This is a genomic window from Pseudoduganella namucuonensis (genome assembly GCF_900116645.1).
GTDB classification, from domain to species: Bacteria; Pseudomonadota; Gammaproteobacteria; order Burkholderiales; family Burkholderiaceae_D; genus Rugamonas; species Rugamonas namucuonensis.
The window spans coordinates 24,456-50,662 of sequence record NZ_FPBO01000010.1; the positions used below are offsets into that span (position 1 = coordinate 24,456).

Annotated in this window: 23 protein-coding genes; 19 read left to right on the forward strand and 4 right to left on the reverse strand. The window is 67.9% G+C overall.

The genetic code is table 11. The annotated features are described in order from the left end of the window. Positions 1-3 precede the first annotated feature (3 nt). The 14 genes from BM436_RS12595 (at position 4) to BM436_RS12660 (ending at position 17,138) form a co-directional block, all read left to right on the forward strand. Complete coding sequence (locus BM436_RS12595; RefSeq protein ID WP_093555873.1) at positions 4-1,953, forward strand: DUF4815 domain-containing protein; 1,950 nt, start codon at positions 4-6, stop codon at positions 1,951-1,953. Between the two features lie 12 nt (positions 1,954-1,965). After that, entirely contained in the window at positions 1,966-3,174 is a 1,209-nt protein-coding gene (locus tag BM436_RS12600; protein ID WP_093555874.1) for a hypothetical protein, read from the forward strand. Positions 3,175-3,186: 12 nt separating this feature from the next. Continuing rightward, positions 3,187-8,277 carry a beta strand repeat-containing protein gene (locus BM436_RS12605; protein WP_093555875.1) on the forward strand — a complete coding sequence of 1,697 codons (5,091 nt, stop codon included), beginning with the start codon at positions 3,187-3,189 and terminating at the stop codon, positions 8,275-8,277. Between the two features lie 108 nt (positions 8,278-8,385). Further along, positions 8,386-9,555: a phage tail sheath subtilisin-like domain-containing protein gene (locus BM436_RS12610; protein ID WP_093555876.1), complete on the forward strand. Its 1,170-nt coding sequence runs from the start codon at positions 8,386-8,388 to the stop codon at positions 9,553-9,555. Positions 9,556-9,588: 33 nt separating this feature from the next. Beyond that, positions 9,589-10,092, forward strand: coding sequence for a phage major tail tube protein (locus BM436_RS12615; RefSeq protein ID WP_093555877.1), 504 nt, complete (start codon positions 9,589-9,591; stop codon positions 10,090-10,092). A gap of 71 nt (positions 10,093-10,163) precedes the next feature. Continuing rightward, positions 10,164-10,505 carry a phage tail assembly protein gene (locus BM436_RS12620; RefSeq protein ID WP_093555878.1) on the forward strand — a complete coding sequence of 114 codons (342 nt, stop codon included), beginning with the start codon at positions 10,164-10,166 and terminating at the stop codon, positions 10,503-10,505. Between the two features lie 90 nt (positions 10,506-10,595). Beyond that, positions 10,596-13,004, forward strand: coding sequence for a phage tail tape measure protein (locus BM436_RS38480; protein WP_093555879.1), 2,409 nt, complete (start codon positions 10,596-10,598; stop codon positions 13,002-13,004). Further along, positions 13,004-13,918: a phage tail protein gene (locus BM436_RS12630; RefSeq protein WP_093555880.1), complete on the forward strand. Its 915-nt coding sequence runs from the start codon at positions 13,004-13,006 to the stop codon at positions 13,916-13,918. The genes BM436_RS38480 and BM436_RS12630 overlap by 1 nt, the downstream gene beginning before the upstream one ends. Further along, complete coding sequence (locus BM436_RS12635; protein WP_093555881.1) at positions 13,893-14,099, forward strand: tail protein X; 207 nt, start codon at positions 13,893-13,895, stop codon at positions 14,097-14,099. Before BM436_RS12630 ends, BM436_RS12635 begins: the two co-directional genes overlap by 26 nt. Positions 14,100-14,108: 9 nt before the next feature. Next, positions 14,109-15,140: a phage late control D family protein gene (locus tag BM436_RS12640; protein ID WP_093555882.1), complete on the forward strand. Its 1,032-nt coding sequence runs from the start codon at positions 14,109-14,111 to the stop codon at positions 15,138-15,140. 57 nt (positions 15,141-15,197) lie between these two features. Further along, positions 15,198-15,572 carry a hypothetical protein gene (locus tag BM436_RS12645; protein WP_093555883.1) on the forward strand — a complete coding sequence of 125 codons (375 nt, stop codon included), beginning with the start codon at positions 15,198-15,200 and terminating at the stop codon, positions 15,570-15,572. Then, positions 15,569-16,042: a hypothetical protein gene (locus BM436_RS12650; RefSeq protein WP_093555884.1), complete on the forward strand. Its 474-nt coding sequence runs from the start codon at positions 15,569-15,571 to the stop codon at positions 16,040-16,042. The genes BM436_RS12645 and BM436_RS12650 overlap by 4 nt, the downstream gene beginning before the upstream one ends. A gap of 2 nt (positions 16,043-16,044) precedes the next feature. After that, on the forward strand, positions 16,045-16,515 hold the full coding sequence (locus BM436_RS12655; protein WP_093555885.1) for a lysozyme: 471 nt from the start codon (positions 16,045-16,047) through the stop codon (positions 16,513-16,515). A gap of 98 nt (positions 16,516-16,613) precedes the next feature. Next, entirely contained in the window at positions 16,614-17,138 is a 525-nt protein-coding gene (locus tag BM436_RS12660; RefSeq protein WP_093555886.1) for a hypothetical protein, read from the forward strand. Here BM436_RS12660 and BM436_RS12665 read toward each other — a convergent pair. Continuing rightward, the gene (locus BM436_RS12665) at positions 17,135-18,148 is read right to left on the reverse strand and encodes a zinc-binding alcohol dehydrogenase family protein (protein WP_093555887.1); all 1,014 of its coding nucleotides are present in this window, start codon (positions 18,146-18,148) and stop codon (positions 17,135-17,137) included. The two genes, BM436_RS12660 and BM436_RS12665, sit on opposite strands and share 4 nt — an antisense overlap. A 102-nt stretch (positions 18,149-18,250) precedes the next feature. Here BM436_RS12665 and BM436_RS12670 point away from each other — a divergent pair, with 102 nt between their 5' ends. Further along, complete coding sequence (locus BM436_RS12670) at positions 18,251-19,150, forward strand: LysR family transcriptional regulator (RefSeq protein WP_093555888.1); 900 nt, start codon at positions 18,251-18,253, stop codon at positions 19,148-19,150. A gap of 15 nt (positions 19,151-19,165) precedes the next feature. On the opposite strand, the gene BM436_RS12675 is transcribed toward BM436_RS12670, so the two are convergent. Then, a complete protein-coding gene (locus BM436_RS12675) occupies positions 19,166-19,390 on the reverse strand; it encodes a hypothetical protein (RefSeq protein WP_093555889.1) in 225 nt (74 codons plus the stop codon). Between the two features lie 182 nt (positions 19,391-19,572). On the opposite strand from BM436_RS12675, the gene BM436_RS12680 reads away from it, so the two are divergent. From BM436_RS12680 to BM436_RS12695, 4 genes are read left to right on the forward strand one after another with little or no spacing between them, the layout of a single operon-like run. Further along, complete coding sequence (locus BM436_RS12680; protein ID WP_093555890.1) at positions 19,573-20,298, forward strand: catalase family protein; 726 nt, start codon at positions 19,573-19,575, stop codon at positions 20,296-20,298. Next, positions 20,295-21,020 (forward strand): phosphatase PAP2 family protein, encoded by a 726-nt coding sequence (locus BM436_RS12685; protein ID WP_093555891.1) that lies wholly within the window; start codon positions 20,295-20,297, stop codon positions 21,018-21,020. Before BM436_RS12680 ends, BM436_RS12685 begins: the two co-directional genes overlap by 4 nt. After that, positions 21,017-21,913 carry a diacylglycerol/lipid kinase family protein gene (locus tag BM436_RS12690; RefSeq protein WP_093555892.1) on the forward strand — a complete coding sequence of 299 codons (897 nt, stop codon included), beginning with the start codon at positions 21,017-21,019 and terminating at the stop codon, positions 21,911-21,913. Before BM436_RS12685 ends, BM436_RS12690 begins: the two co-directional genes overlap by 4 nt. Positions 21,914-21,927: 14 nt before the next feature. Beyond that, complete coding sequence (locus BM436_RS12695) at positions 21,928-22,770, forward strand: metallophosphoesterase family protein (protein WP_093555893.1); 843 nt, start codon at positions 21,928-21,930, stop codon at positions 22,768-22,770. Here BM436_RS12695 and cls read toward each other — a convergent pair. After that, positions 22,751-24,139 (reverse strand): cardiolipin synthase, encoded by a 1,389-nt coding sequence (gene cls, locus BM436_RS12700; protein ID WP_093555894.1) that lies wholly within the window; start codon positions 24,137-24,139, stop codon positions 22,751-22,753. The two genes, BM436_RS12695 and cls, sit on opposite strands and share 20 nt — an antisense overlap. Further along, entirely contained in the window at positions 24,136-26,190 is a 2,055-nt protein-coding gene (locus BM436_RS12705) for a site-specific recombinase (RefSeq protein WP_093555895.1), read from the reverse strand. The genes cls and BM436_RS12705 overlap by 4 nt, the downstream gene beginning before the upstream one ends. Between the last annotated feature and the right edge of the window lie 17 nt (positions 26,191-26,207).

Consider the following 26,207-nt stretch of genomic DNA (forward strand, 5'->3'; position numbering starts at 1 on the left):
ACCATGGCTGAAAATCTGTTACACCATTACGACCGCCACGACCCGGCGCGCAACTACGAGAAGCACCTGTTCCGCGCCGGCTACGTGCTGCAATCGGCGGAGCTGAACGAGATCCAGAGCGCCTCGCTGCAGCGCCTGAAGACCGTGGCCGACGCGCTGTTCAAGGACGGCGACATCATCCGCGACGCGCAGATCAACGTGAACCAGGCCACCGGCGTCACCAAGTGCGGCGCCGGCGCGGTCTACCTGCGCGGCGCGGTGCGCGGCGTGGCGGCCAGCCAGGTCGCCATCCCGGTGGACAAGACCGTCTCCATCGGCATCTACCTGGTGGAGCGCGTGGTCACCGAGCTGCAGGACCCGGCGCTGCGCGACCCGGCCTCCGAGGTGCGCAACTACCAGGAGCCGGGCGCCGGCCGCCTGGAGGTGTCGACCGCGTGGGGCTGGCAGGCGGCGGGCCAGACCGACGGCAAGGTGGGCGAGTTCTATCCGGTGTACGCGGCCGACATGGGCGTGCTGCGCTCGAAGTCCACGCCGCCGCAGCTCGATTCGCTGTCGCAGGCCATCGCCCGCTACGACCGCGATTCCACCGGCGGCGACTACGTCGTCAACGGCCTGAAGGTGACCATGCTGCCGGACCTGAACGGCGTGCAGCAGTACAGCGCCGACGCCGGCTCGGCGCGCGTGAACGGCTTCGCGGTCGAGATCCCGGCCTCGCGCCGGCTGCCGTACAGCGCCGCGCCGGACATCAAGTTCATCGATTCCGAACCGTGGCTGTCGACCACCATCGGCGCGCAGCGCGTCACCTTCGACCGCACGCCGGTGCAGAACATCACGCAGGTGCGCGTCACGGCCGAGAAAAGCGCCGAGATCGTGCACGGTTCCTTCCTCGGCTCGCAGGACGCGCTGCCGAACAGCTCCATCGTCGAGATCGTGGAGGTGAAGCAGGGCGGCACCACCTACGCGCAAGGCGTGGACTACAAGCTGACCGGCCAGAAGATCGACTGGAGCCTGGACGGCGCCGAACCGTCCATCGGCTCGACCTACACCGTCAAGTTCCGCCACATCGCCTCGGTCTCGCCGACGGCGGTGGACGAAACCGGCTACACGGTGACCGGCGCCGTGGTGGGCACGCTGATACAGACCTCGTACAACGTCAAGTTGCCGCGGGTGGACCGCCTGTGCCTGACGCAGGAGGGCGTGTTCGAATGGGTGCGCGGCACCTCGACCGACTTCGATCCCGTGCCGCCGCCGGTGCCCAACCAGTTCCTGCCGCTGGCGCTGGTGCGCCAGACCTGGTCGTCCGACCGCGGCCTGCAGAACGACGGCCTGCGCGTGGTGCCGATGAAGGACCTGGAGGAGATCAATTCCCGGCTGGACCTGATCACCGACATGATCGCCCAGCAGCGCCTGACATCGGACGCCAACGCCCGCGACGGCGCGGCCAAGAAGGGCATGTTCGTCGATCCCTTCCTGAACGACAACCTGCGCGACGCGGGCATCGCGCAGACGGCCGCCATCGTGCGCGGCGAGTTGATGCTGCCGATCTCCGCCACCTTCCTCCGTCCAAGCGCGGACGTGACCGCGCCGCTGGTGTTGAACGGCGCCCCGACCACGGTGTTCCAGCAGGGCGCGATGACGGGCTCGATGCTGATCAATCCATACCAGGCGTTCGAACCGATTCCCGCCACCGTGCGCCTCGATCCGCCGGCGGACCGCTTCACCGTGACCAACACCTCCTGGACCAGCGCCGCGACCGAAGTGATGTTCACCGGCGGCGGCCTGCTAACGCAGACGCTGGTCAACACGACGACGCAGGTGGTGTCGAGCAGCACGCGGGCGCTGGAATACCTGCGGCCGATCGAGGTCGCCTTCCAGATCGACGGCATGGCGGCCGGCGAGACGCTGACATCGTTCACCTTCGACGGCGTGACCGTCACCCCAGTCGCAGTTTAATCCGGAGCAGACATGGCGTTAATCGCAAACAACCAAGGCCGCATCAACGGCAAATTCACCATCCCGGCCAATGTGCCGGCCGGCCGCAAGGAAGTGGCCATCGGCGGCTCGCAGGGCAACCGGGGCACGGCCATGTTCGTGGGCGAGGGCAGCGTCACCGAGCAAGTGCTGCGCTCCTTCACCACGATCAACTTCAACCGCTACGACCCGCTGGCGCAGAGCTTCTCGCTGCTGCAGGCCGAGCAGGTGAAAGCCATCGACCTGTTCATCGTCGCCAAGGGCGTCAAGCCGGTGCGCGTGCAGATACGCGAGACCGCGTTCGGCGTGCCGACTCAGACGGTGCTGAGCGAGGCGGTGCTGATCGCCTCGGCCATCAGCGCCGGCGCGTGGAACCGCTTCGAGTTCCCGTCGCCGGTCAGCCTGTCGCCCAACGTGGAGTACGCGATGGTGGTGCTGAGCGAGGAGGCCACGCCGGCGCTGGGCATCGCGGAACTGGGCAAGTACGATTCCGCCGCCGCGCGCTGGGTCACCAGCCAGCCCTACCAGGTCGGCGTGCTGCTGTCGTCGTCCAACGCGTCGACGTGGACGCCCCACCAAGACCGCGACATGGCCTTCCGCATCGTCGGCCAGCGCTATTCGGAGTCCAGCCGCAAGGTGGACCTGGGCGTCATCAACGTCGGCAACGTGACCGAGTTCCGCCTGCAGGGCCTGATCGAGGCGCCGGTGGCCGGCGCGACCGGCGACTATGAACTGGAGTTCCCCGACGGCCGCGTGGTCAGGCTGGGCAATGGCCAGATCGTGTCGCTGGCGTCGCCGGTGACAGGCGTGGTCAAGGTGCGCGCCGCGGTCTCCGCCACCGCCGCGCATTCGGCCGTGCTGCACCCCGGCACCTTCGTCGCCGCCGGCAATATCGCCAGCTCGGCCGAGTACGTGACCCGCGCCATCGACGCCGACGCGCTGGGAGCCGACGTGCGGGTGGTGTTCGACGCCATCATCCCGTCCGGCGCCACCGTCAAGGCCTACCACAAGGGGCTGGACGCGGGCGACAACTGGGTCGAGATGGCGCTGGCCGGCACGCCCAAACCGCTGGACGACAAGCTGTATGAATTCAGCTTCGCCAGCAACGACGTGATGGAGGCGCGCCTGCGCATCAAGCTGGTGCTGACCGGCTCCCCGGCCGCGCGGCCGCGCGTGCGCAACCTGCGGGTCACTGTGCTTTAACCTGGACCAGACATGATCGATCAAAAAACCCCCCATCAGAGCTATCCGCTGCCGCACGCGGATAACGCGCTGGGCTTCGACGTGGCCCGCGTGCGGGACGCCGTCGCGGCCATCGATGGCGACGTGTTCCTGGCGACGTCGATCGCCACCGCCGCCAAGCAACTGGTCGATGGCGTGATCGCGAACACGGTGGCCGCCGCGCAGCCGGGCAAGGTGCTCAAGCTCGACGCCAACGCCGCGTTGCCGGCCAACGTGACCGGCAACGCAGGCTCGGCGTCCAGGCTGGAGACCGCCCGCACCATCGGGCTGTCCGGCGACGCCAGCGGCCAGGCCGGTTTCGACGGCACGGGCAACATCACCATCCCGGTGACCATCGCCGACGACAGCCACCTGCACGCCTTCGGCAACCTGACCGGCAAGCCGGCCACGCTGCTGGGCTACGGCATCGTCGACGCCTACACCAAGACCGAGGTGGACAACCTGGTCACGGGCCTGGACATGAAGGAATCGGTGCGCGCGGCGACCACCGGCAACATCACCCTGTCCGGCCTGCAGACGGTGGACGGCGTGGCGCTGGCGGCGGGCGACCGCGTGCTGGTGAAGCAGCAGTCCACCGCCGCGCAGAACGGCATCTACCGCGCCGCCGCCGGCGCCTGGACCCGCGCCACCGACGCCGACAGCAACGCCAAGGTCACCTCGGGCATGTATGTGTTCGTCGAGGACGGCACGGCCAACGCCAGCGCGGGCTGGGTGCTCGCCACGCGCAACCCGATCGCGCTGGGCACCACCGCGCTGTCCTTCGTGCAGTTCAATGGCCTGGGCCAGGTGGGCGCGGGCACGGGGCTGGCCAAGGCCGGCAACACCATGAGCCTGGCCAACACGGCGGTGACGCCGGCCGCCTACGGCTCCGGCACGCAGACGCCGACCTTCAGCGTGGACGCGCAAGGCCGGCTGACCGCGGCCGGCGCCGTGACCACGGCGCCCAGCTGGATCAACGTGGCCGACAAGCCCGCCACGCTGGGCGGCTACGGCATCACCGACGCGGCGGCGGCGGGCCACAGCCACGCGCTGGCCATCGGCGACGGCACGATACAGAAGCTGACGGTGGCGACCAACGAGCGGCTGGACCTGGTGGCCGGCTCCAATGTCTCGCTGTCGTACAACGACGCGGGCAACGCCATCACGATCTCCACCAGCGGCCAATTGTCGGGCAACGTGGAAACCGCGACGCGCCTGCAATCGTCGCGCACCATCTCGCTGTCCGGCGACGCCACCGGGCAGGTGGACTTCGACGGCGCGGGCAATGTGACGCTGCCGGTGACAGTCGCCAACGACAGCCACACGCACGCGTTCACCAACCTGACCGGCAGGCCCAGCACGCTGCTGGGCTACGGCATCGGCGACGCCTACACCAAGACCGAGGTGGACAACCTCGTCACGGGTCTGGACATGAAGGCCTCGGTGCGCGTTGCCAGCACGGGTAACCTGGCGTTGACTGGCCTGCAGACGGTTGATGGCGTTGCGCTGGTCGCCGGCGACCGCGTGCTGGTGAAGGACCAGGCCACCGCGTCGCAGAACGGCATCTACGCGGCCTCCGCCTCCGCGTGGACGCGGGCCGCGGACGCCGACGTCAACGCCGAGGTCACGTCGGGCATGTACGTGTTCGTCGAGGACGGCACGGTCAACGCCAACGCAGGCTGGGTGCTGTCCACCAAGGGCGCCATCGCGGTCGGCACGACGGCGCTGGCCTTCGTCCAGTTCAACGGCCTGGGGCAGGCCAACGCCGGCACGGGGCTGGTCAAGTCGGGCAACACGCTCGGCATGGCCAACACGGCGGTCGCCCCGGCGGCGTATGGCTCGGCGACCTCGACGCCGACCTTCACGGTCGATGCGCAGGGCCGGTTGACCGCGGCCGGCGCGGTGACGCCGACGCCGTCGTGGAACAACCTGCTCGACCGGCCCACGCTGCTGTCGCAAACGAGCATCGGCGACGTCTACACCAAGACCGAGGTGGACAACCTTGTCACGGGCCTGGAGATGAAGGCGTCGGTGCGCGCCGCCACCACGGCCAACATCGCGCTGACCGGCGCGCAGACCGTGGACGGCGTGGCGCTGGTGGCGAACGACCGCGTGCTGGTCAAGGACCAGGGCACCGCGTCGCAGAACGGCATCTACGTCGTGGCGGGCGGCGCCTGGGCGCGCGCGGCGGACGCCAACAGCAACAACGAGCTGGGTTCGGGCAGCTACGTGTTTGTGGAGGAGGGCGCGGTCAACGACAACTCCGGCTGGGTGCTGGCGACGAACGGCCCCATCGCGCTGGGCACGACGGCGCTGAGCTTCGTCCAGTTCAACGGGCTGGGACAGGTGACGGCGGGCACGGGCCTGCAAAAGTCCGGCAACACCATCGGCCTGGCCAACACCGGCGTCGGCGCGGGCCAGTACGGCGGCGCCACGGTCGCGCCGGTGATCACCGTGGACGCGCAAGGCCGCGTGACGGCGATGTCGACGGCGACCATCGCGCCGCCATGGTCGGCGATCACCGGCAAGCCCACGCTGCTGGGCGACTACGGCATCACGGACGCGCAGCCCAAGTCCGCCGAGCTGACGGCCGAATCCGGCTTGGCCGCGACGGGCCTGATCGCCCGCACGGCCGCCGGCCAACGCGCCGCCCGCGCGCTGACGGCCGGCACCGGCATCACGGTGGCCAACGGCGACGGCGTGGCCGGCAATCCGTCGGTCACGCTGGCCAATACGACGGTGGCGGCGGGCGCATATGGCAACGCGACATCGGCCGCGACCTTCACGGTGGATGCGCAGGGTCGCCTGACAGCTGCAAGCAGTACGCTGATCACACCGGCCTGGGGTTCGGTCCAAGGCAAGCCTACAACGCTGGGAGGCTACAGCATCACCGATGCGCAGCCGTTAAATGCCAACTTGACCGCAGTGTCGGGAGTGGCCGCCAACGGTATGATGGCTCGGACTGGCGGCACGACGGCGGCTGCTCGCACGCTGACGGCCAGTACTGGAATCACTGTCAGTAATGGCGACGGCGTGGCCGGCAACCCCATCATCGGGTTGACGAATACCTCCGTGCCAGCCGGATCTTATGGTTCCGCGACTGCTGTTGCCGCGTTCACTGTCGACGCGCAGGGACGGCTCACCGCCGCTTCCAGTGTCCCGATTACAGCGCCTAGTTGGGCGGCTATCAATTCTAAGCCGACAACGCTGGCTGGCTTTGGGATTACAGATGCGTTACCCGCTTCGTCAGGCTCGACGTACGCGAGCTTGGCAGGTGCGGCCTTTACAGGACTGGTAACACTGTCGGCTGATCCAACGAGTAATCTACATGCGGCAACGAAGCAATATGTCGACAAGGCGTCATCTAACGGAAGTGTCAACACTCAAACAATAGGCTCCGCTCTGGTATTAAACGGAAGCGCGGCAAGGTTGCAAAGGCTGACACCTAACTCCACCGGTTTGGATGTTTTGTTGCCTGATGCCACATCGATCAGCTCAGGCCACAGCATTTATAAGATCAAGAACTTAGGTGCGCCCGCATTGGGTTGTTGCGATCAGTCCGGAGCGCCAATCGGCTACTTGCGGAGTGGTGATGATGTTGTGTTTGATCTGATCGCGAATACGACTTCGGCAGGTGTGTGGGAGGCTAACTCAGGTGCGCCACTCGATGTTGCCGATGCTGTTAGTTCGATAGGGGGAGGCGGCAGCAATGGTGGGGGACATGAAAGACTTCAAAGCATCGCCTTGACGTCAAGCCTTGGATTGGTTGTGTATGTCAACAGTACAGGAAATACATGCGTGGTCGCGGTAGATATGCAAAATGGAACCCTCGGAGTGCCGCTTGCCATAAACGGCGACGGAACTTCGATAAGTCAAGACTGTGGATTGTTTTATTTGAATTCCACGCAAGCGCTGCTTATCTATAATCAAAAGCGAATGGTGGTTCTTACAGTTTCCGGCTTGTCAGTAACGTCTGGGATATCCGTGAATTTAAATTCGTCATACGGGCTTTTTTACGCATCTCCGATAGGCGGGTCCAGTGCAAATATAGTAAGGCTATCATCATCTACGTTCTTAACGGTGGGAGGCTGGGGAGGGCGGCCCACCGTTACTTGCATAAGTATTTCAGGTTCTGCAATTTCGCAGTCAACAACGGACATCCCTTATGTCAGCGAAATATGGTACGGGTCTTATGCATGGGCGCCATTAAGTTCATCGACAGCGGTACTGTCGATGATGACAGCTACTGGTAACAGCTCTCCCTATTCAAGCCTTGCATGTGTAATTACCGTTACCGGAGGTGTGCCGGCATATGGAGGAACATATTTTAATACGCCCGCGAATACGCAAAGTTATCCGGATGTGCTCATTCCATATAGTAGTACAAAAGTGTTGCAGGTTTGTGCACCGTCCAACTCCAATACGTATGCTAGGGTGTTAACAATATCCGGAACGGCCATCACGTCGGGTGGAGATGTGTTGATTCGATCGGATGGCGACGGAAGCGGGGCTTCCGGTTCTATAATTCCGAGCGCGACATACAATTCTGGGGTGTGGAGCTCATTACGATATTACTCGGCGTTTCCGATTGGAGGTACTTACTTCGCATCGATAACAAAGAGCGGCTATTTGGATTTATTGAATGTTAATTTTTCCACTGGTGCAATTGCTGTATCCACCATCGCTTTGCCTGCAGATAAATACCTCTTGATGGACTCGGGAATTATTTTTGCTATGAAGTACAACAGCGGCGTGCTTTCGGCAACCAGGTACCAGTTGAACGCATCAGGGGCGACGGCCTTGGGAACAATTTCTGTGGCCGCACGAGATGCAAGTTTTTTTGCATATAGCGTAGGAAAATACTACGTCTATGCGGTTGGGGCATCCCCATCTGGAACGAACGTTTCATATACGTTCTTGTTCTCGGAGAATTCATTGAAGGGAAGCGCGCGATATAGGCTAGGGCAGGTAGCGACGACATTGAGATCAGCCACCGAATATCCTTTGCAGTTCCCAGTGGGGGGCAGAATTTTTGCAACTCAATCGACAAACAGCGGAGTGGTATCGATTTCCCGTCTATTGTGACTGAATGCTTCAATATTGACTTGTCATGTGGGCGGCAGCAGACCTTGCTTGACCATTTTTTTTGCCAACCCGCCCCGTGCGGGTTTTTTCATTTTTAGGAGATACACAATGCCAGCAGCATCCTTCTTTCACGGCGTAACCGTCACCCTGGTCGACACCGGCCCGCGTTCCATCGCCACGCCATCGAGCTCGGTCATCGGCCTGGTGGACAGCTACACCCCCGGCGCCGGCCTGGCCGCCGCCAACACGCCTGTGAAGATCACCTCGCTGCGAGAGGCGGCAGCCGCCTTCGGCGCCGACAGCGCCATCTACAAATCCCTGCGCGCCATCTACGCCCGCACCAGCGCCGTGGTGGCCGCCATCGGCGTGGCCAAGGCGGCGGACGCGGCGGCGCAGGCCACGGCCGTCGTCGGCGGCGTCACCGCCCAGGGCGCCCGCACCGGCCTGCAGGCGCTGCTGGACGCCAAGTCCACGCTGGGCCTGCATCCGCGCCTGCTGGCCGCGCCCGGCCACTCGGCCACGCTGGCCGTGGCCGCCGAGATGGACGCCATCGCCGGCAAGCTGCGCGCGGTCGCCATCGTGGACGGCCCCAACACCACCGACGACGCGGCCATCGCCCACGCGCTCAACTTCGGCAGCAAGCGCCTGTACATGGTGGACCCCGGCGTCAAGGTGTGGGACGCGGCCGCCGGCGCGGCGGTCGACGCCCCGGCCTCGGCCGCCGCCGCCGGCCTGTTCGCCTGGACCGACGCCGAATACGGCTTCTGGGTCTCGCCATCCAACAAGGAGATGGCGGGCGTGGTCGGCACCAGGCGTCCGGTCGAGTTCCTGGACGGCGACGCGACCTGCCGAGCCAACCTGCTGAACCAGGCCAACATCGCCACCATCATCCGCGACGGCGGCTTCCGCCTGTGGGGCAACCGCACGCTGTCGGCCGATCCGAAGTGGGCCTTCGTGACCCGCGTGCGCACCACCGACATGGTGATGGACGCCATCCTGTACGCCCACAAGTGGGCGGTGGACCGCGGCATCACCAAGACCTATGTGAAGGACGTGACCGAGGGCCTGAACGCCTTCATGCGCGACCTGCGCAACGCCGGCTGCATCATCAACTTCGAGGTGTACCCGGACCCGGACCTGAACTCGGCCAGCCAGCTGGAGCAGGGCAAGGTGTACTGGAACATCCGCTTCACCGACGTGCCGCCGGCCGAGAACCCGAACTTCCGCGTCGAGGTGACCAACCAGTGGGTCACCGAGGTGCTGGATTCCGCAAACTGATCGACCATCCCCAACCAACACAAGGACCACAACATGATTCCCCAGACTCTCTACAACTTCAACCTGTTCGTCGACGGCTCCAGCTACGCGGGCGTGGTCACCCAACTGACCCTGCCCAAGCTGAAGGTCAAGACCGAGGATTACCGCGCCGGCGGCATGGACGCCCCGGTCAAGATGGACATGGGCCTGGAGGCGATGGACGCGGCCTTCTCGATGAGCGGCGTGGCCAAGGACGTGCTGAAGTACTTCGGCGTGGCCGACGGCACCGGCTTCAAGGGCACCTTCCGCGGCGCGTTCAAGGACCAGAAGGGCGCCGTGGTGGCGGCCGTGGCGACCTTCAACGGCATGCTGCAGGAGGTGGACATGGGCGACTGGAAAACCGGCGAGAAGGGCGAGACCAAGTACACCGTCAACTGCGGCTATTACAAGCTGGAGGTGGACGGCGCGGCCGTGATCGAGATCGATCCGGTGGCCGGCATCCGCGTCGTGAACGGCGAGGACCAGCTGGCGGGGGTGCGCGCGGCGGTCGGCATGTAAGCCCGGCCCTTCCCGTATGACCACGCGCCCGGCCATCGCGCCGGGCGTTTTCACTTTTTGCGAGAGAACACATGGATAAAAACACCGTACCCGCCTGGCTGCGTCCAGGCACCGACGCCATCACCGTCACGCTGTCGCGCGCGGAGGCCTTCAACGGCGTGAAGACCAACCAGCTGGTGCTGCGCGCGCCCACCGTGCGCGACATGCGCGGCGCGCAGAAGCTGCATCCGGACGACGTGGAGGAGCGCGAGCTGGCGCTGTTCGCGAGCCTGGCGCAGGTGGCGCCGGCGGACCTGGAACAGCTCAAGCTGACCGATTACAACCGCCTGCAGGACGCCTATTTTCGCCTGGTTTCCGATGCTGCGACTGAGTCCGCGGCAGGTGCGCGGCCTGGCCACGCGGCTGGCGCGTGAGTACGGATTCCAGCCGTCCGAGATCGATCGCATGACGCTGGACGACATGCTGTGGTGGCTGGATGACCAGGCCAAGGAAGGAGGTGCTTGATGGCGAACGAAGAGCGGGACGGCGAAGCCCTGGAGCGGGGCAAGGCCCTGGGCGACGCGGGCAAGAGCGTCGGCGCGGCGCTGATGAAGACGGTGGGCGCGTCGGCCGAATATCAATCCATCCTGCGCGACATCGCGAAGCCGGCGGGGCCGGAAGACAAGGTGGATGAAAAGAAGGTCGCCACGCGGTTGGCGGACATGTCCGCCGAAAACGGCATGGACGCGGTGGTGCTGGGCAAGGCGGTCCGGCGGATGATGGACGACGGCGTCGAGCGGCAGGCGGCGCTGGCGGCGGCGCCGGTGCTGGCCCGCTTCTCGGTGGGCCAGGGCGCCGACGCCGACGACAGCGCGAAGCTGGTGAGCGCCCTGAGCCGGAAAGCGGGCATCCCGGTGGAGCGGATGGAGGCCGCGCTGGGCAGCGTGGCCAAGTTCGGCAACGACAACAACATCAGCCGCGCCGACATGGCCAAGGTGCTGCCGGGCATGTTGCGCGATCTGGAAAGCCTGGGCATCACCGGCATGGACGCGGTGCACCAGGCCAACGCGGTGCTGAAGGCGCAGTTGGGCGACAGCGCCGATCCGAAGGAGATCGCCAAGCACTTCCATGCGCAGGCGGTGAAGCTGCGCGGCAACGGCAGCGAGGCGGACATCGCCAAGGGGGCGGCCACCGTCAGGAAGCTCGTGCCGGTGGGGCTGGTCGAGCAAGCCGAGCCGGACTACCTCGAGCGGGACGTGCGGCATGAGCGGGACAAGTCCGAAACGAAATGGAGCGAGGCGGGCCGGGCGGGACAGGGCGTGTCGATCGCCATCGGCGACGCCTTGCGTCCGGCCAGCGATTTCGCCGCCGAGCAGCTGACCGCGCTGGGCAACGGCGCGGCCTCGCTCGCGAGGGCGTTTCCGGCGGCGGTGGTGGCGCTCACTGGCGCGCTGGCGGTGGGCGCGACGGTGGCCGCCGCGAGGACGCTGCCCAAGGCCGGCAAGGCCGCATGGAATACCGCCAAGACTTATCTGCTGGGGAAGGGCGGCGAGCCGGGCGCGGCGCCGGAGGCGGGAAGCGACGCGCCGGCGGGCGGTGTGCAGCGTGTGTTCGTCACCAACTGGCGCGATGAGGGACAGCATGACGGGCCCGGCGGAACCGGCGACGGCGCCGGTGAGCGACGCGGACGCGGCAGGCGCGGCGGACCAGGCGGACCAGGCGGACGAGGCGGACGAGGCGGCAGGAGCGGGAACGGGAACGGGAACGGGAACGGGAACGGCGGGAGTGGCGGGAGTGGCGGAAGCGGAGGAAGCGGAGGAAGCGGCGGGCCCGGGCGCGGTGGCGGTCCCGCGGCCGGGCAGGGCGGCGCGGGCAGGCCGGGCTTGCTGCGCCGCGGCTGGTCGGCGATCCGCGATTCCGGCGCCGTCGGCCGGGTGGCGTCGGTGGGCAGGGCGGTCGCGCCAGCGGCGCTCGGCCTGGCGCGGACAGCGGCCGGGATAGGCCTGGCTTATCAGGGCCTGAGTCTCATCAAGGCGCTGGCCGGCGGTACGCCGACGGAGCGGATGCGTGAATTCGGCGGTCTGCTGGCCGCGGGGGCCGGAGCCGCCGTCGGGCGGGTCGGCGGGGCGCTGGCCGTGCGCGCCGTTGGTGGCGCGCTCGCGGCGCGCGTCGTTGGCGGCGGCTTGGGGGCGCTGCTCGGGCCCGCCGGCATGTACGCGGGGATGACCGCCGCCCATTTCCTCTGGGCGAAGTATGGGGACACGGCGGTCGAATGGTTCAACAAGCCCCGCCCGCAAGTCCAGGCGGCCACGCCCGCCCCGGTCCCGGCGGGGTTCGGCAAGGCGCCCAACGCCTTTCAGAATCTGGCCGCGCAACATGGCGCGGCGGCCGGAAGCGGCGTCCCCGGTCTGCTGCCCGGCCTGCTGACGGCGGCGCCACCCGCGTTGACGCCGTTGCTGTCATCGCAGCCGGTGGCGTGGGCGCCGGCCGTTGCGGCAGTCAGCTTTTCCACGACGCGGCGTCCGGCCCATGCGCCTTTGTCGACAACGCCGGACAACGCCGCGGAGCTGACGGCCGCCGCCGATGCCGCGGCGCGCGGCGCGACGGCCGGCACGGCGGCAGCTGTGGCCGCGGCGGCGAAGGCGGCAACGGCGACAACGGCGGCGGCGGCTACCGCGGCTGCGGCCGTGGCGCCGCCGGGCGTCGCCGCGAGCGCGCGGCGCGCCGGCCCGGGGGCACCGGCGCCCGCGCCGGTTCCCCAGCAATTCAATTTCAAACCCAACGTGATGATCACCGTGCAGGGCGACGCGCGCGATCCGCTCGGGATCGCCAACGAACTAATGCCGCACCTGCGGCTGCTGTTCGAGCAATTCCAGGCGCAGCAGCGGCGCGACGCCATGCACGATCCAGTAACGAGTTTAGGAGGTTCTTGATGAGCATCACTTCATGGATCAGCCAAGCCACCGGCGAGGTGGCCCGCGCCGCCGAGCGCGTGAACAAGGCGGAGTCGGAACTGGCGCGGCGCGTCGAACGCCAGGCGGTCAAGCTCACGACGGCGGCGGACCAGGCCGTCGGCCATATCGAAAACGCGGCCAGGCTGGTGGCTTCCGCCGCCGGAACGGTGACCCGCGCGCTGCCTTTGCTGGAGGGCGACGTGGTGCGCCGCGGCATCGGCGTGATCGGCGCCGCCGCCGGCAAGCTGGCGGCCAGCCGCATCGAGGCGGTGCGGGGCGCGGCGGCCACGCTGCGGGGCGCCGTCGCCGGCCTGGAGCAAAAGGTGGGCGCGCTGGGCGGCGTGGGCGCGGCGGCGCAGGCGCCGCCCGTCGTGCCGTCGTCCACGCTCAAGACGGCGCCCACGGCGGCCGACACACCGGCCGCGGCGGCCGCCATGAAGCACCTGCTGGTGCTGTGCGCGGACGACGGCGCGCGCTACCACTTCGGCCTGTCGTCGTCGGCGTTCGACTCCTTGCGGCGGCAATCGACCTTCGGCATCGAAGGCGTGCCGCGGCTGGGCAGGCGGGACGCGACGCAGGCGGTGGGCCAGGGCTCGGAATCGCTGTCGCTGTCCGGCACGGTGTTCGTGTCGAAACTGGCGGCGCGGGAGGCGGCCGCGACGGGCCCGTACGCGGACCTGGAGCAGGACGTCGCCGAGCTGGACAAACTGCGCCGGATCGGCCTGGCCCTGCGGCCGCTGCTGCTGACCACCGGCTATGGTGACGTGCTGGGCCGCTGGTACATGGGCGCGCTGACCGAGGAGCAGGGCGGCCTGCGCGCGGGCGGCCACGCGAGGAAGCAAACCTTTACTTTGGAGTTCAAACGCTATGGCGATGATTATCAGAAGCGCTGACGGCGACGTGCTGGACAGCCTGTGCCACGCGCACTACGGCCGGCTGGCGGGGACGGTGGAGGCGGTGTACGCGGCCAATCCCGGCCTGGCGGCCAGGCCGCAGCCGTTCGCGGCGGGCGTGGTGATACGCCTGCCGGACCTGGTCCCGCCGCGCGCCGACGTGGTGCGCCTATGGACTTGAGGAGCGGACATGCGCGCTGAATTCCAGGTGCTGGCCGACGGCAGCGACATCTCGCCGCTGCTGCGAGACCGGCTGATCAGCATCCAGATCACCGACAAACCCGGCCTGGCGGCCGACACTTGCGAGATCCGCATCGACGACCGCGACGGCAAGGTGGCGGTGCCGCCCAAGGGCGCCAGCCTGCGGGTGTCGCTGGGCTGGGCCGGCCGCGGCCTGTCGGCCATGGGCACCTTCAAGATCGACGAGGTCACGCTGGAGAGTTCGCCGATGACGCTGACGCTGCACGGCCGGAGCGCGGACTTGCGCAAGGGCGCCAAGTCGCAGCGCAGCGAGGGCTACGAGGCCACCACGCTGGCGGCCATCGTCGGGCAGGTGGCGCGGCGCCAGGGCTGGAAGCCGGAGTGCCGGGTGGAGGCCGCGGTGCCGCGCGCTGACCAGATCAACGAGAGCGATCTGCATTTCATCACGCGGATGGCGCTCGCCCACGGCGCGACGGCGGCGGTGAAGGCGGGCCGGCTGCTGGTGCTGCCGCGCGGCGGCGGCAAGTCCGCCGGCGGCGCGGCCCTGCCGGTGACCACCCTGATGCCCTACATGCTGTCGCACTACCGCTTCACCTTCGCGGACCGGGCCAGCGTGGGGGCGGTGAAAACCGTGTCGCACGACGCCGCCACCGGCCGGCAGGCGGTGGCCGTGGCGGGCAACGCCGGCGGCGCGGCCGATGGCGCCGTGCTGATCGAGCGCCATGTGTGCGGCAGCCCGCAGGCCGCGCAGGCGTCGGCCTCGGCGCGGCTGGCGGCGCTGAACCGGGCCACGGCCAGCGGCGTGCTGACCATGTCCGGCCGCGCCGACATCGGCGCGGAGTGCAGGCTGGCGCTGGAAGACTTCAAGGCCGAGCTGAACGGCGTGTACCTGGTGGAGTCGGTGACCCACATCCACGACGGCAAGTCGTGGCGGATGCAGGTGGCCGTCAACGCCGACAACGGCGGCAAGACCGGCGCCGCGACAGGGAAAGGAAAGGAGGGACCCGCGCTGGTGGCCTGAAAACCGGGCCCGCGCAACGCCGCCCCCGGGCGGCATTCTTTTTTGAAAGGAGAGCATATGACAGAACCCGCAAGCTCGACCGCGTCGATCGCCATCGCCGCCGGCACCATCACGCTGAGCGGTTCCGTGTTCGGCGTGCAGTACGACGCGCTGCTGGCCGGCTTTTTCGGCGGCCTGGTGTCGTTGGCCTACCTGCCGGCCATGTCGGCGCTGAAGGTCGCCAGCACGGTGGCCGGCTCGGCGCTGGTGGCCGGCTTCTTCGCGCCCGTCATCGCGGCCACTGCGCTGCACTATTTCCCCTGGCTGCTCAGCGTGGGCGACTTCATGCGCCTGGCCGGCGGCGCCGCACTGGGCATCGCGTCCCAGGTGCTGATCCCCGCCGCGCTGAAACGCCTGCGCGGCTTTATCACCAAACAAGGAGACATCCCATGATACTTTCCCTGCTTTCCATGCTGGGCGGCGGCCTGCTGCGCCTGCTGCCCGAGCTGTTCACCATCCTCGGCAAGAAAACCGATTACGCGCACGAACTGGCGATGCTGGACCGCCAGTGCCAGCTGGAGCGGACGCGCGCGGCCGGCCGCCAGGCGCTGGCGGAATACCAGGGCGGCGTGGCCGAGACGCTGGCGCTGCTGGACGCGCAGCAGTCCGCGCTGCGCGGCCAGATGCGCCCGCTGGGCATGCGCTGGGTGGACGCGCTGAACTTCCTGGTGCGCCCGCTGGCCACGTATTACGTGCTGGCGCTGTACGGCCTGGCCAAGCTGGCGATGTACATGACGGCGACCGCTGCCGGCATTTCCGGCTGGGACGCGATCCTGCGCATCTACGACGCGGAGGACCGCGCCATCCTGTCCGGCATCCTGGCGTTCTGGTTCGTCGGCCGCGTGTTCGACCGGCGCAAATGACGATGGCGGAGAACGATCATCCGGAGGCGCTGCTGGCCGCGCTGGCGCTGATACGCCGTTTCGAGGGCTGCCGCCTGCGCGCCTACCAGGACGTGGCGGGCGTCTGGACCATAGGCTGGGGCGAGACGCTGGACGTGCGCCCCGGCATGGTGTGGACGCGGGGCGAGGCCGATGCGCGATTGCTGGCGCGCGTGGCCGAGTTCATGCTGGCGGTGCTGCGGCGCTGTCCGGCGCTGCACCTGGAGCCGCCGCCGCGGCTGGCCGCGTGCACGTCGCTGGCGTACAACATCGGCGTCGGCGCGTTCGGGGCCAGCTCGGTTTGCCGCCGGCTCATGAACGGCGACGGCGCCGGCGCGGCCGACGGTTTCCTGCTGTGGAACAAGGCTGGCGGGCGCGTGGTGGCGGGACTGGCCCGCAGGCGCGAGGCGGAACGCGCGCTGTATCTGTCTTGCGACGACGCGCACATTGTTTAAGCTGGATCAAGGCGGACTGTGCGACGTTGCGCAATGCCATCGCTATACTGCAAAGATCGCGCGGCGTTTTCACGGCCGCCGTTCTTGGGAGAACCGTCATGCGCCCGCATCCCGTCAATGCGTGCATCTGGGAGCGCCTGCAAAAGCTCAGGGGCCTGGAACAGCGCCTGGTCGCCATCGGCCTGCCCGGTTTCCTGGCGCGCGTGCCCTACTGGCTGTTTTCCCTTCAGTACTGTTACGAGATGGAAGCGAAAATCGCCCGCATCCGCCGCATTTCCCACCGCATCCGCAGCTGGCACGATTCGATGCAGACCCTGTGCACGCGCGAGGGCGCCGAGCTGGAACTGATCGACATCGGCCTGGGCATGCGCGACGACATCGAATCCACCAAGCGCACGCTGGCCGACCTGCGCGAGATCTGCATGGATGTGACGCGGCTGTTCGGCGGCGTCGGCTACAGTTCGCGCCGGCTGTTGCGCATGGAGGACGATTTCGTCGGGCTGCTGTCGCAGTCCTACGAGACGGCCAACGCCCTGCAGAGTTTGCTGGCCGACCACGACCGGAAGGCGCTGGCCATGCTGCGCCAGCAGCACGACGCGGCCGCCGCGCAGGAACGCGCTTAAAACCCCTCCAGCACGATCTTGCCCTTGGCGCGGTTGCTCTCGATCAGCGCGTGCGCGCGCTTCAGGTTGGCCGCGTTGATGGTTCCGTAGCGTTCGCCCAGCGTGGTCTTCAGCACGCCGCTGTCGACCAGTTGCGCCACGTCGTTGAGCAGCGCGTGCTGCTTCGCCATGTCGGCGGTCTCGAACATCGAGCGGGTGAACATGAATTCCCAGTGCAGCGACACGCTCTTGCGCTTGAGCAGGCGCACGTCCAGCGCGGCCGGGTCGTCGATCAGGGCCAGCTTGCCTTGCGGCGCGATCAGTTCGGCGATGGCGGCGAAATGGGCGTCGGTCTGGTTCAGCGCCGCCACATAATTCACCAGCGGCAGGCCCAGGCGCTTGATCTCCCGGTCCAGCGGCTGGCCGTGGTCGATCACGTGGTGGGCGCCCAGGCCTTCGACCCAGGCCGCCGTGTCCGGGCGGGAGGCGGTGGCGATCACGGTCAGCCCGGTCAGCTGGCGCGCCAACTGCACCAGGATGGAACCGACGCCGCCGGCGGCGCCGATCACCAGCAGCGACTGGCCGCGCGCGTCCGGCGCCCGGGCCACCTCCAGCCGGTCGAACAGCAATTCCCAGGCGGTGATGGCGGTCAAGGGCAGGGCGGCGGCCTGGCCGAAGTCCAGCGTCCTCGGCTTGTGGCCGGCGATGCGCTCGTCCACCAGGTGCAGCTCGCTGTTGGTGCCGGCGCGCGTCAGCGAACCGGCGTACCAGACCTCGTCGCCCGGCTTGAACAGGGTCACGTCCGGCCCCACGGCCTTGACCACGCCGGCGGCGTCCCAGCCGATGACTTTCAGCTCGCCCTCCGCGGGCGCGACATTCCTGCGGATCTTGGTGTCGACCGGATTGACGGACACCGCCCTCACCTCCACCAGCAGGTCGCGCCCGGACGCTTGCGGCGCCGGCAGTTCGACGTCGATCAGCGCGTCGTCGTGGGTGATGGGGTGGGAGGCGCGGTAGGCGACGGCTTTCATAAGGTGATACTCCTGTCGTTTGTTCAATACGGGTATCATCATTTATTTGCCGGCGAAGAAAAAGAGCCTTATCCGTGAAACACTTTCAAAGGAATCGAGAGAATGCTGCGGCTGGATGATTTGACCGTGTTCGTGCGCACCGCCGACCTGGGCAGCCTGTCGGCGGCGGCGCGCAGCCTGGAGATCTCGCCGGCGCTGGCCAGCGCCGCGCTCAAGCGGCTGGAGACGGAACTGGGCCTGCGCCTGTTCGCGCGCACCACGCGCTCGCTGCGCTTGACGGATGAGGGGGAGCAATACCTGCGGCAGGCGCGCGAGGCGCTGCGCCTGTTGAAGGAGGGGCGCGACAATCTGATGCAGCGCATGGAGGCGCAGGGCGGCACGCTGAAGATCGCGATGCCGTCCGACCTGGGCCGCAACGTGCTGCTGCCGTGGCTGGACAAGTTCCAGGCCCGCTATCCCAAGGTGCACTACCAGATCAGCGTCAGCGACCGGCAGGCCGACATGTACCGGCAACCGGTGGACCTGGCGCTGCGCTATGGCAGGCAGGACGACTCCAGCCTGATCGCCATGCCGATCGCGCCGGACAACCGGCGCGTGCTGGCGGCGTCGCCGGACTATCTCCGCAAGCACGGCGGCCTGGCCTCGCTCGACGAGCTGGGGCGCCACAACTGCCTGTGCTACGCGCTGGACGACGTGGTCCACGACCGCTGGACCTTCCACCCGCCCGACGGCGCGGGGCCGGTGACGGTGGCCGTGCGCGGCGACCGCTGCGCCGACGACGCCGACCTGGTGCGCCGCTGGGCCGTGGCCGGCGCGGGCATCGCCTACAAATCGAGGATGGACCTGTCCGAGGATCTGCGCGCCGGCCGGCTGCAAGCGCTGCTGCCCGATATCCCGGGCGAACCGACGCCGCTGCACCTGGTCTGCACGCACCGCTCGCAAGTGACGCCGACGGTGCTGCTGTTGCGCGACTTTCTCAGGGCGCAGTACCAGCAAATGTAGGGGAGCGGCGCCGCCTTAATGGGCGCGGGACAGGATCAGCAGCCAGCGGCGCAGCAACAGGATCTCCACGTGGCCGGCCTGCACGCCGGTGTCGCATTCGATGAGCGGGTTGACGGCGTAGTAGCGCTTGCGGAAGTCGCGGCAGACCAGCACTTCGCGCTTGCCGAAGCGCGCCAGGAAGGACGTAGGGGCATATTCCAGGCCAAAACGGGAGCCGAAGCCGCTGTTAAGAGTAGTCATCGCTGTTCCTTTGTGTGTTGATCATTAACGAGCCACCACTGTATCACAACTACTGTTTGAAAACACAGTACTGTATGAAATATCAGTAGAATTAAACAACTGTTGTTTTTTTATGTGCGCTGGCCAACGGACATGCCGCCCGGCATTATCCAGAATGCATGGACACACCAGCGGAGCGCACCATGAACGCCAACAACCACAGCCCGATCCACACCGACACCGGCCACGGCCTCCTGCAAGCGGAACTGCATGTGCTGGACGGCCTGCCGCCGGAACTGGCGCAGGGCATGTTCGCCGGCGCGGCCGCGTATCCCACGCTGATGCGCCTGTCCGGCGCGCCGGGGTCGCGCGCCATGTCGATCAAGGTGCTGGGCCTGGACCGCGGGTCCATGCCGGGCGCGGCCGGCCAGCGCGTCCAGGACTTCGTGCTGGGCGGCGAACCGGACCACTACCTGCTGGGCGAAACCTATTTCAGCCAGGCCCGCATCCTGTTCGGCGCCCGCATCGCCCAGGTCTGCGTGACGCCGGTCTCGGCCGCCTCCACCAAGGCGCCGGACGGCCCGGCGCTGCGCGAGGCCATGGTCGAGCATTTCGCCCGCTTCGGCGCGGAATGGGAGTTGCGCGTGTCGATCGAGGACGGTCCCTTCGGCTGGCTGGAGGACGCCAGGCGCTACCGCGCCGTGGCGCGCATCGTCGCCCGTCCGCAGCCGGCGTGGAGCAGCGCGCTGGCGCGCGTGGTGGAGCGGGGCATGTCCTTCAGCCCCTGGCATTGCGTGGCCGCGCACCAGCCCATGGGCGCCATCCTGCGCGGACGCCGCGACGGCTACGGCGCGGCGGCGCGCTTCCGCGGCGAGCGGCCGCGGGTTAACATGCGGGAACCCTACAATGCCTGCCTGCTCCCATCTTGAAGCCATCCGCGCGATCCAGACTATTCCGCTTTATCGAAGCCCGGCTCACCCCGGGCGGTGAGTTCGGCCTGCACCTGACCGCGGGCGTGGCCCTGCTGGTGGCCGCCGTCGCGCTGTTCGGCGAGGTGGCCGAGGACATGGCCGAACTGGACGGCCTGGCCGCGTTCGACCGCCACGTGTCCGATTGGATGCACGGCCACGCGCGCGAGCCGTACACCAGCCTCATGCTGCTGCTCACGCATATGCACAGCGTGGCGGGCATGGCGGTGCTGGTGTCGCTGCTGGCGCTGTACTTCTGGCGCCGCCGGGCGCGCTACTGGCTGCTGGCGCTGCTGTTGACGGTGCCCGGCGGCATGCTGCTGAACGTGCTGCTCAAGCATGTCTACCGGCGCGCGCGGCCCGTGTTCGAGGAGCCGCTGCTGGCGCTGCCCACCTACAGCTTTCCCAGCGGGCACACCGCCGCCGCCGCCCTGTTCTACGGCCTGCTGGCGGCCTATGTCGTGATGACGGCGCGGCGCTGGCGCGTGCGCGCGCTGGCCGTGGCGGGCGCGGCGGCGATGGTGGCGCTGGTGGCCGTCAGCCGCATCTACCTTGGCGTACACTATCCCACCGACACGCTGGCGGCGGCGCTGGAAAGCTGCGGCTGGATGGCGGTGTGCATCACCGGCTGTTCCACGCTGCGGCGGCGCCGCGAGGCGCGGTCCTTGAAAGGGGAGACATGATGGGCGACACGGTGGCCGTCATCATCAACGCCGGCGCGGGGCTGGGCTATTGCGCCGACTGGTCGGCCCAACTGCGCGGCAAGTTCGCCGCGCACGGCATGGCGCCGGACATCACGCTGGCGCAAGGCGGCGCCGAGATGATCGCGGCGGCCGAGGCCGCCGTCCGGCGCGGCGCGCCGATGGTGGTGGCCGGCGGCGGCGACGGCACCGTCAACGCGGTGGCCTCGGTGCTGGTGGGAACGGACATCCCCTACGGCGTGCTGCCGCTGGGCACATTGAACCATTTCGCCAAGGACTTGAAGATCCCGCTGGAACTGGACGCGGCCATCGCCAACCTGGCGCGCGGCCGGCCGCGCAAGGTGGACGTGGGCGAGGTGAACGGCCGCATCTTCCTCAACAACTCCAGCCTGGGCCTGTACCCGGACATCGTGCGCGACCGCGAGCGCCAGCAGCGCCGCCTTGGGCGCGGCAAGTGGCTGGCGTTCAGCTGGGCGGCGCTCTCGGCCCTAAGGCGCTATCCTTTCCTCAGCGTGCGCCTGTCGGTGAACGGCGAGGCGCACGCCCGCCGCACGCCTTTCGTTTTCATCGGCAACAACGAGTACCTGATGCAGGGCTTTAACATCGGTGAACGGGCGCGGCTGGACGGCGGCACGCTGAGCCTGTACGTGGCGCAGCGGCCCTCGCGCCTGGGGCTGGCGCGGCTGGCCTGGCACGCGCTGACGGGCAGGCTGGCGCAGCAGCGCGATTTCGACGTGGTGCTGGCGTCCGAACTGGCGGTGGACACGCGCCACAAGCGCATCCGCGTGGCGACCGACGGCGAGGTCACCGTGATGCAGACCCCGCTGGAGTACCGCCTGCGCACCGGCGCGCTGACGGTGATGGTGCCGTCTTAACCTGGAGAAGCTGTATGCGAACGATAGTGCATCTTTCGGACCTGCATTTCGGCCGTGTCGACGAGGCCCTGCTGGCGCCGCTGCGGCGCTGCGTGGAGGGCTTGCGGCCGCACGTGGTGGTGGCCTCGGGCGACCTGACGCAGCGGGCCCGCAGCGCCCAGTTCAAGGCCGCCAAGGCGTGGCTGGACACGCTGCCCCAGCCGCAGATCATCGTGCCGGGCAACCACGACATCCCGCTCTACAATGTCGCCGCGCGCTTCCTGACGCCGCTGGTCAAGTACCGGCGCCACGTCACGCCCAACCTCGCGCCCGAGCACGTGGACGACGAGATCGCCGTGCTGGGCCTGAACACGGCGCGCTCGCTGACCTTCAAGGACGGGCGCGTCAACGAGGAGCAGATCGCGCGCCTGCGCCGGCGCTTCGCCGCGCTGCCGGCGCGCCTGACGCGCGTGGTGGTCACCCACCACCCCTTCGACCTGCCGGAACACCACGACGAGGACGACCTGGTGGACCGCGCGCCGATGGCGATGACGGCCTTCTCGCAATGCGGCGTCGACCTGCTGCTGGCGGGCCACCTGCATTCCAGCCACGCGGGCAACAGCGCGCAGCGCCACAAGATCGCCGGCTACGCGGCGCTGGTGGTGCAGGCCGGCACGGCCACCTCGACCCGCAAGCGCGGCGAGGAAAACTCCTTCAACGCCATCCACGTCGAGCACGACCGCATCACGGTGGACCGCTACAGCTGGCGCGAGGAGGAGGCCAGGTTCCACCCCGGCCGCTCGGAGACCTTCGTGCGCACCGGCGAGGTCTGGCTGCCGGAGCGGCCGCCGGAAGCCGTCACAGCCAATAATCCATAAACCGCGCCGACCATTCCTTGACGCGCATGCTCCACGGGCGCTTGCGCCAGCCTTCCCTGGTGACCTGGGTGGAGTTGCGCACGTCCTCGCGGAAGGCGCGCTCCATCTCCTCGCCGAAGCCGGCCCCCATGACGATCACGCTGACCTCGCTGTTGTGCAGGAAGCTGCGCGTGTCCAGGTTGGTCGAGCCCACGGTCGACCAGACGCCGTCGATCACCGCCGTCTTCGAGTGCAGCACGGCCAGCTTCAGCTCGTGGATCTTCACGCCCGCCTCCAGCAGTTCGTCGTAGAAGGCGCGGCCGGCGTGGAACACCAGGCCGCTGTCGGACACGCTGGGCAGCACCAGGCTGACGTCCACGCCCCGCTTCGCCGCGTCCACCAGCGCGGCCAGGGTCTGGTCGTCCGGCACGAAATAGGCCATCGTGATGTGGATGGATTTCTTGGCCTCCCGCATGGCCAGCAGGTAGGCCTTGAAGATCTCGAACTTGCCGCCCGGCTTGCTGCCCAGCACGCGCACGATGCGGTCGCCCGCCACCACCGGTTCCGGGAAGTAGTCGGCCTCGCGCAGGTCGTCCACGTCCTGGCCGGTCCAGGCCTGGATGAACAGCCACTGGAGGGCGGCCACGGCCGGGCCCTCGATCTTCACGTGGGTGTCGCGCCAGCCCACCTGCGACTGGTCGGTGGACTTGTTCTTGGAGCGGAAGGGCGAACTCTTGGAATAGGTGTCGCTGATGTTGATGCCGCCGGTGAAGGCGACCTTGCCGTCCACGATCAGGATCTTGCGGTGGTCGCGGTTGTTCACCTTCCAGCCGTTGCCGCGCACCTTGGCCGGGTTGACCGGGTTGAAGGCCACCAGCTTGATGCCGCCCTCGCGCATGCGGTCGAAGAACTTCTGCGGCACGCCGAGGGTGCCCACGCTGTCGTAGATGATGTTGACCGTCACGCCCTGGCGCTGCTTGTCGATCAGCAGGTCGGCGAACTGGTTGCCCAGCTCGTCCTCGTCGAAGATGTAGGTCTCGAAATTGATGTTGTTGCGCGCCGCCGCGATGGCCGCGATCATTTCCTTCATCGTGGCCGGGCCGTCGAACAGCAGCTGCACCTTGTTGCCGGCGATCAGGGGCACGCCGGTGGCCGCCTCCTCCAGCTTGGCCTGCTGCGCCAGGTCCAGCGCGCCCTTGGCCCAGCGTTTGCGTAGCAGCGAGGCGCCGGCGTCGGCCGGCAGCTTGCCGTCGGCGCCCTGGATCAGCGGCTTGGCCGGGGCCTGCGCCTTGGCGATGTCGGCCTCGACGGTGGGCAGCGAGGCGCACGCCACCAGGGACCAGCAAGTCATCAGGGTCGCCAGCCAGTAGCGCGCGCGGGTGGGGTTCATTTTTGTCTCGTGGTTGTCATCTCGTCCGGCGATACGGGGGCCGTGTCCCTGGCCCCGAGGAAGAAGTCGACCGGCGCGGCCAGGAAGCGCCGCCCCAGCGTTTTGAGCAGGGCGTAGCCGTGCCTGAAACGCACTTGCCGGGAGCGCAGCGCCACCCACAGGGCGAGGCTGAAACTGACCAGCAGGTTGACCGCGCCGATGGCCAGGAAACCCGACACGGACTTCAACACCAGTTGCCAGCTTACATTGTGGTCCAAGGCCACGATTGCTGTCGCAAAGTTGGCCGATGAGAACGTCACGTGCCGGATGTCGATGGGCAGGCCGAGCAGGAAGCCCAGCGTGCCGATGGTGCCGAGCAGGATGCCGAAGCACAGATTGCCCATCAGGCCGCCCAGGTTGTTCTCCAGGTACAGGCCGAGGCGGTCCAGCCGGTGCTGGCCGATCAGCCGGCCCGGGCCGCGCAGCTGCGACACGCGCCGCGCCCAGCGCGTGTACAGCGCCTGGTTGTCGTAGTAGCCCGAGATCAGTCCCGCCAGGAACAGGCAGACGCCGGCGATGGCCGCGTACGCCAGCGCGGGGCCGCCGACGGGATCGATGTCGCGCAGCAGGTGCATGGCCTTGTCGGGCGTCACCAGGTGCGCGCCGGCGAGGCGCCGCCAGCTCCAGGCGATCAGCCAGGCGCAGGGGATGGCGGTGGCCAGGTTGCCCAGCACGGCCACCAGCTGGGTGCGGAACACCTTGTTGACCAGTTCGGCCATGCTGTCGGTGTCGAGGTGCTTGCCGTCCTTGCTTTGCAGGCCGGCGGCGATGCGCGAGGCCGTCATCGCCGGCTGCTTGGTCGCCACCGTGAAATGCAGCAGGTGGATCAGCATGAAACCCAGCGAATAGTTCATGCTGAACAGGAAGGCCTCCACCAGCGGCGCCGCGCGCAGCTTGCCCATCAGGATCTTGATCAGCGCCATGAAGCCGATCACCAGGCCGGCGCCGGCCGAGGACAGGAACATGCCGGCCAGCTGGGCGCGGTTGTCCGCCACGTAGTGCTCGCCGGTGCGGCTGGCGTTCTCCGTCACGTTGCGCGCCAGCAGGTGGACGTTGTCGGCCAGCAGTTCGCGCACGCGGTATTTCTTGTTGTGCGCCTCGATCAGTTCCAGCGCCAGCGCAACGCCGGCCGCGCGGCGCAGGCTGGAGGGCGCGCGCGGCGAGCGGTGCGGCGGCGTCACCGCCTCCGACACGGCGCGCACGTCGAGCGTGGGCGCGCTGGGCAGTTCGCCCGAGGTGTCGACCAGGAACAGCAGCTTGCGCAGGCGGTCTATGCTTTGCGTCAAGGTCACTAGCAGGTAGGTCAGGGCGATGCTGGTGCCCTGCGCCAGCGCCTTCTTGCGGATCTTGGCGACCACCGCGTCGCACTGGTCCAGCATCACCAGCAGGTGGCGGGCGTCGTCCACGCGGCCGTCGAGGTAGGCCTGCACTTCGCGGTTCTGCTCGGTGAACGGGGAATCGAACACCTCCATCTCGGTGTGGAAATTGGTCAGCTTCGGTTCCAGGCCGATGGCGGCCACGCGGTAGGACAAGGTGCGGATCGCCTCCAGCAGGCCGGGCAGCATCACATTGGCCATGCCGGGGATGGGCGTGAAGATGGTGTCGAACAAGGCCAGCCAGTCGGCGGCGGGCACGGCGCGTATCCACAGGTAGTCGGTGTCCAGGAACATCAACTGGTCGACGGCGTCGCTCAGGTACTCGTCGCCCAGCGCCGGCGGCAGCACGCGGTAGGCGACGCGGCGCTTGAGTTCGGAGAAGAAGCCGTCGTTCGACAGCACGCCGATTTCCGTGTACAGGCTGGCGTGGCGGCGACTGGTGAGCAGGCGCAGCATATAGTCGCGCAGCGTCCGCGCCTGGCGCGGATCGGCCTTCAGCAGGCGGGTCAGCGTGCGCACCCGTTCGGTCGCCGCGCCAGTGTCGGCGGGGCGTTCGGGGCGCAGCGTGTGGAAAAGCCGGACCAGCGCGTCGATGCCGGTGGTCGCATCGGAGATGCTTTCAAGGATGTCTAGCATCCCCGCAGTCTAGCCGA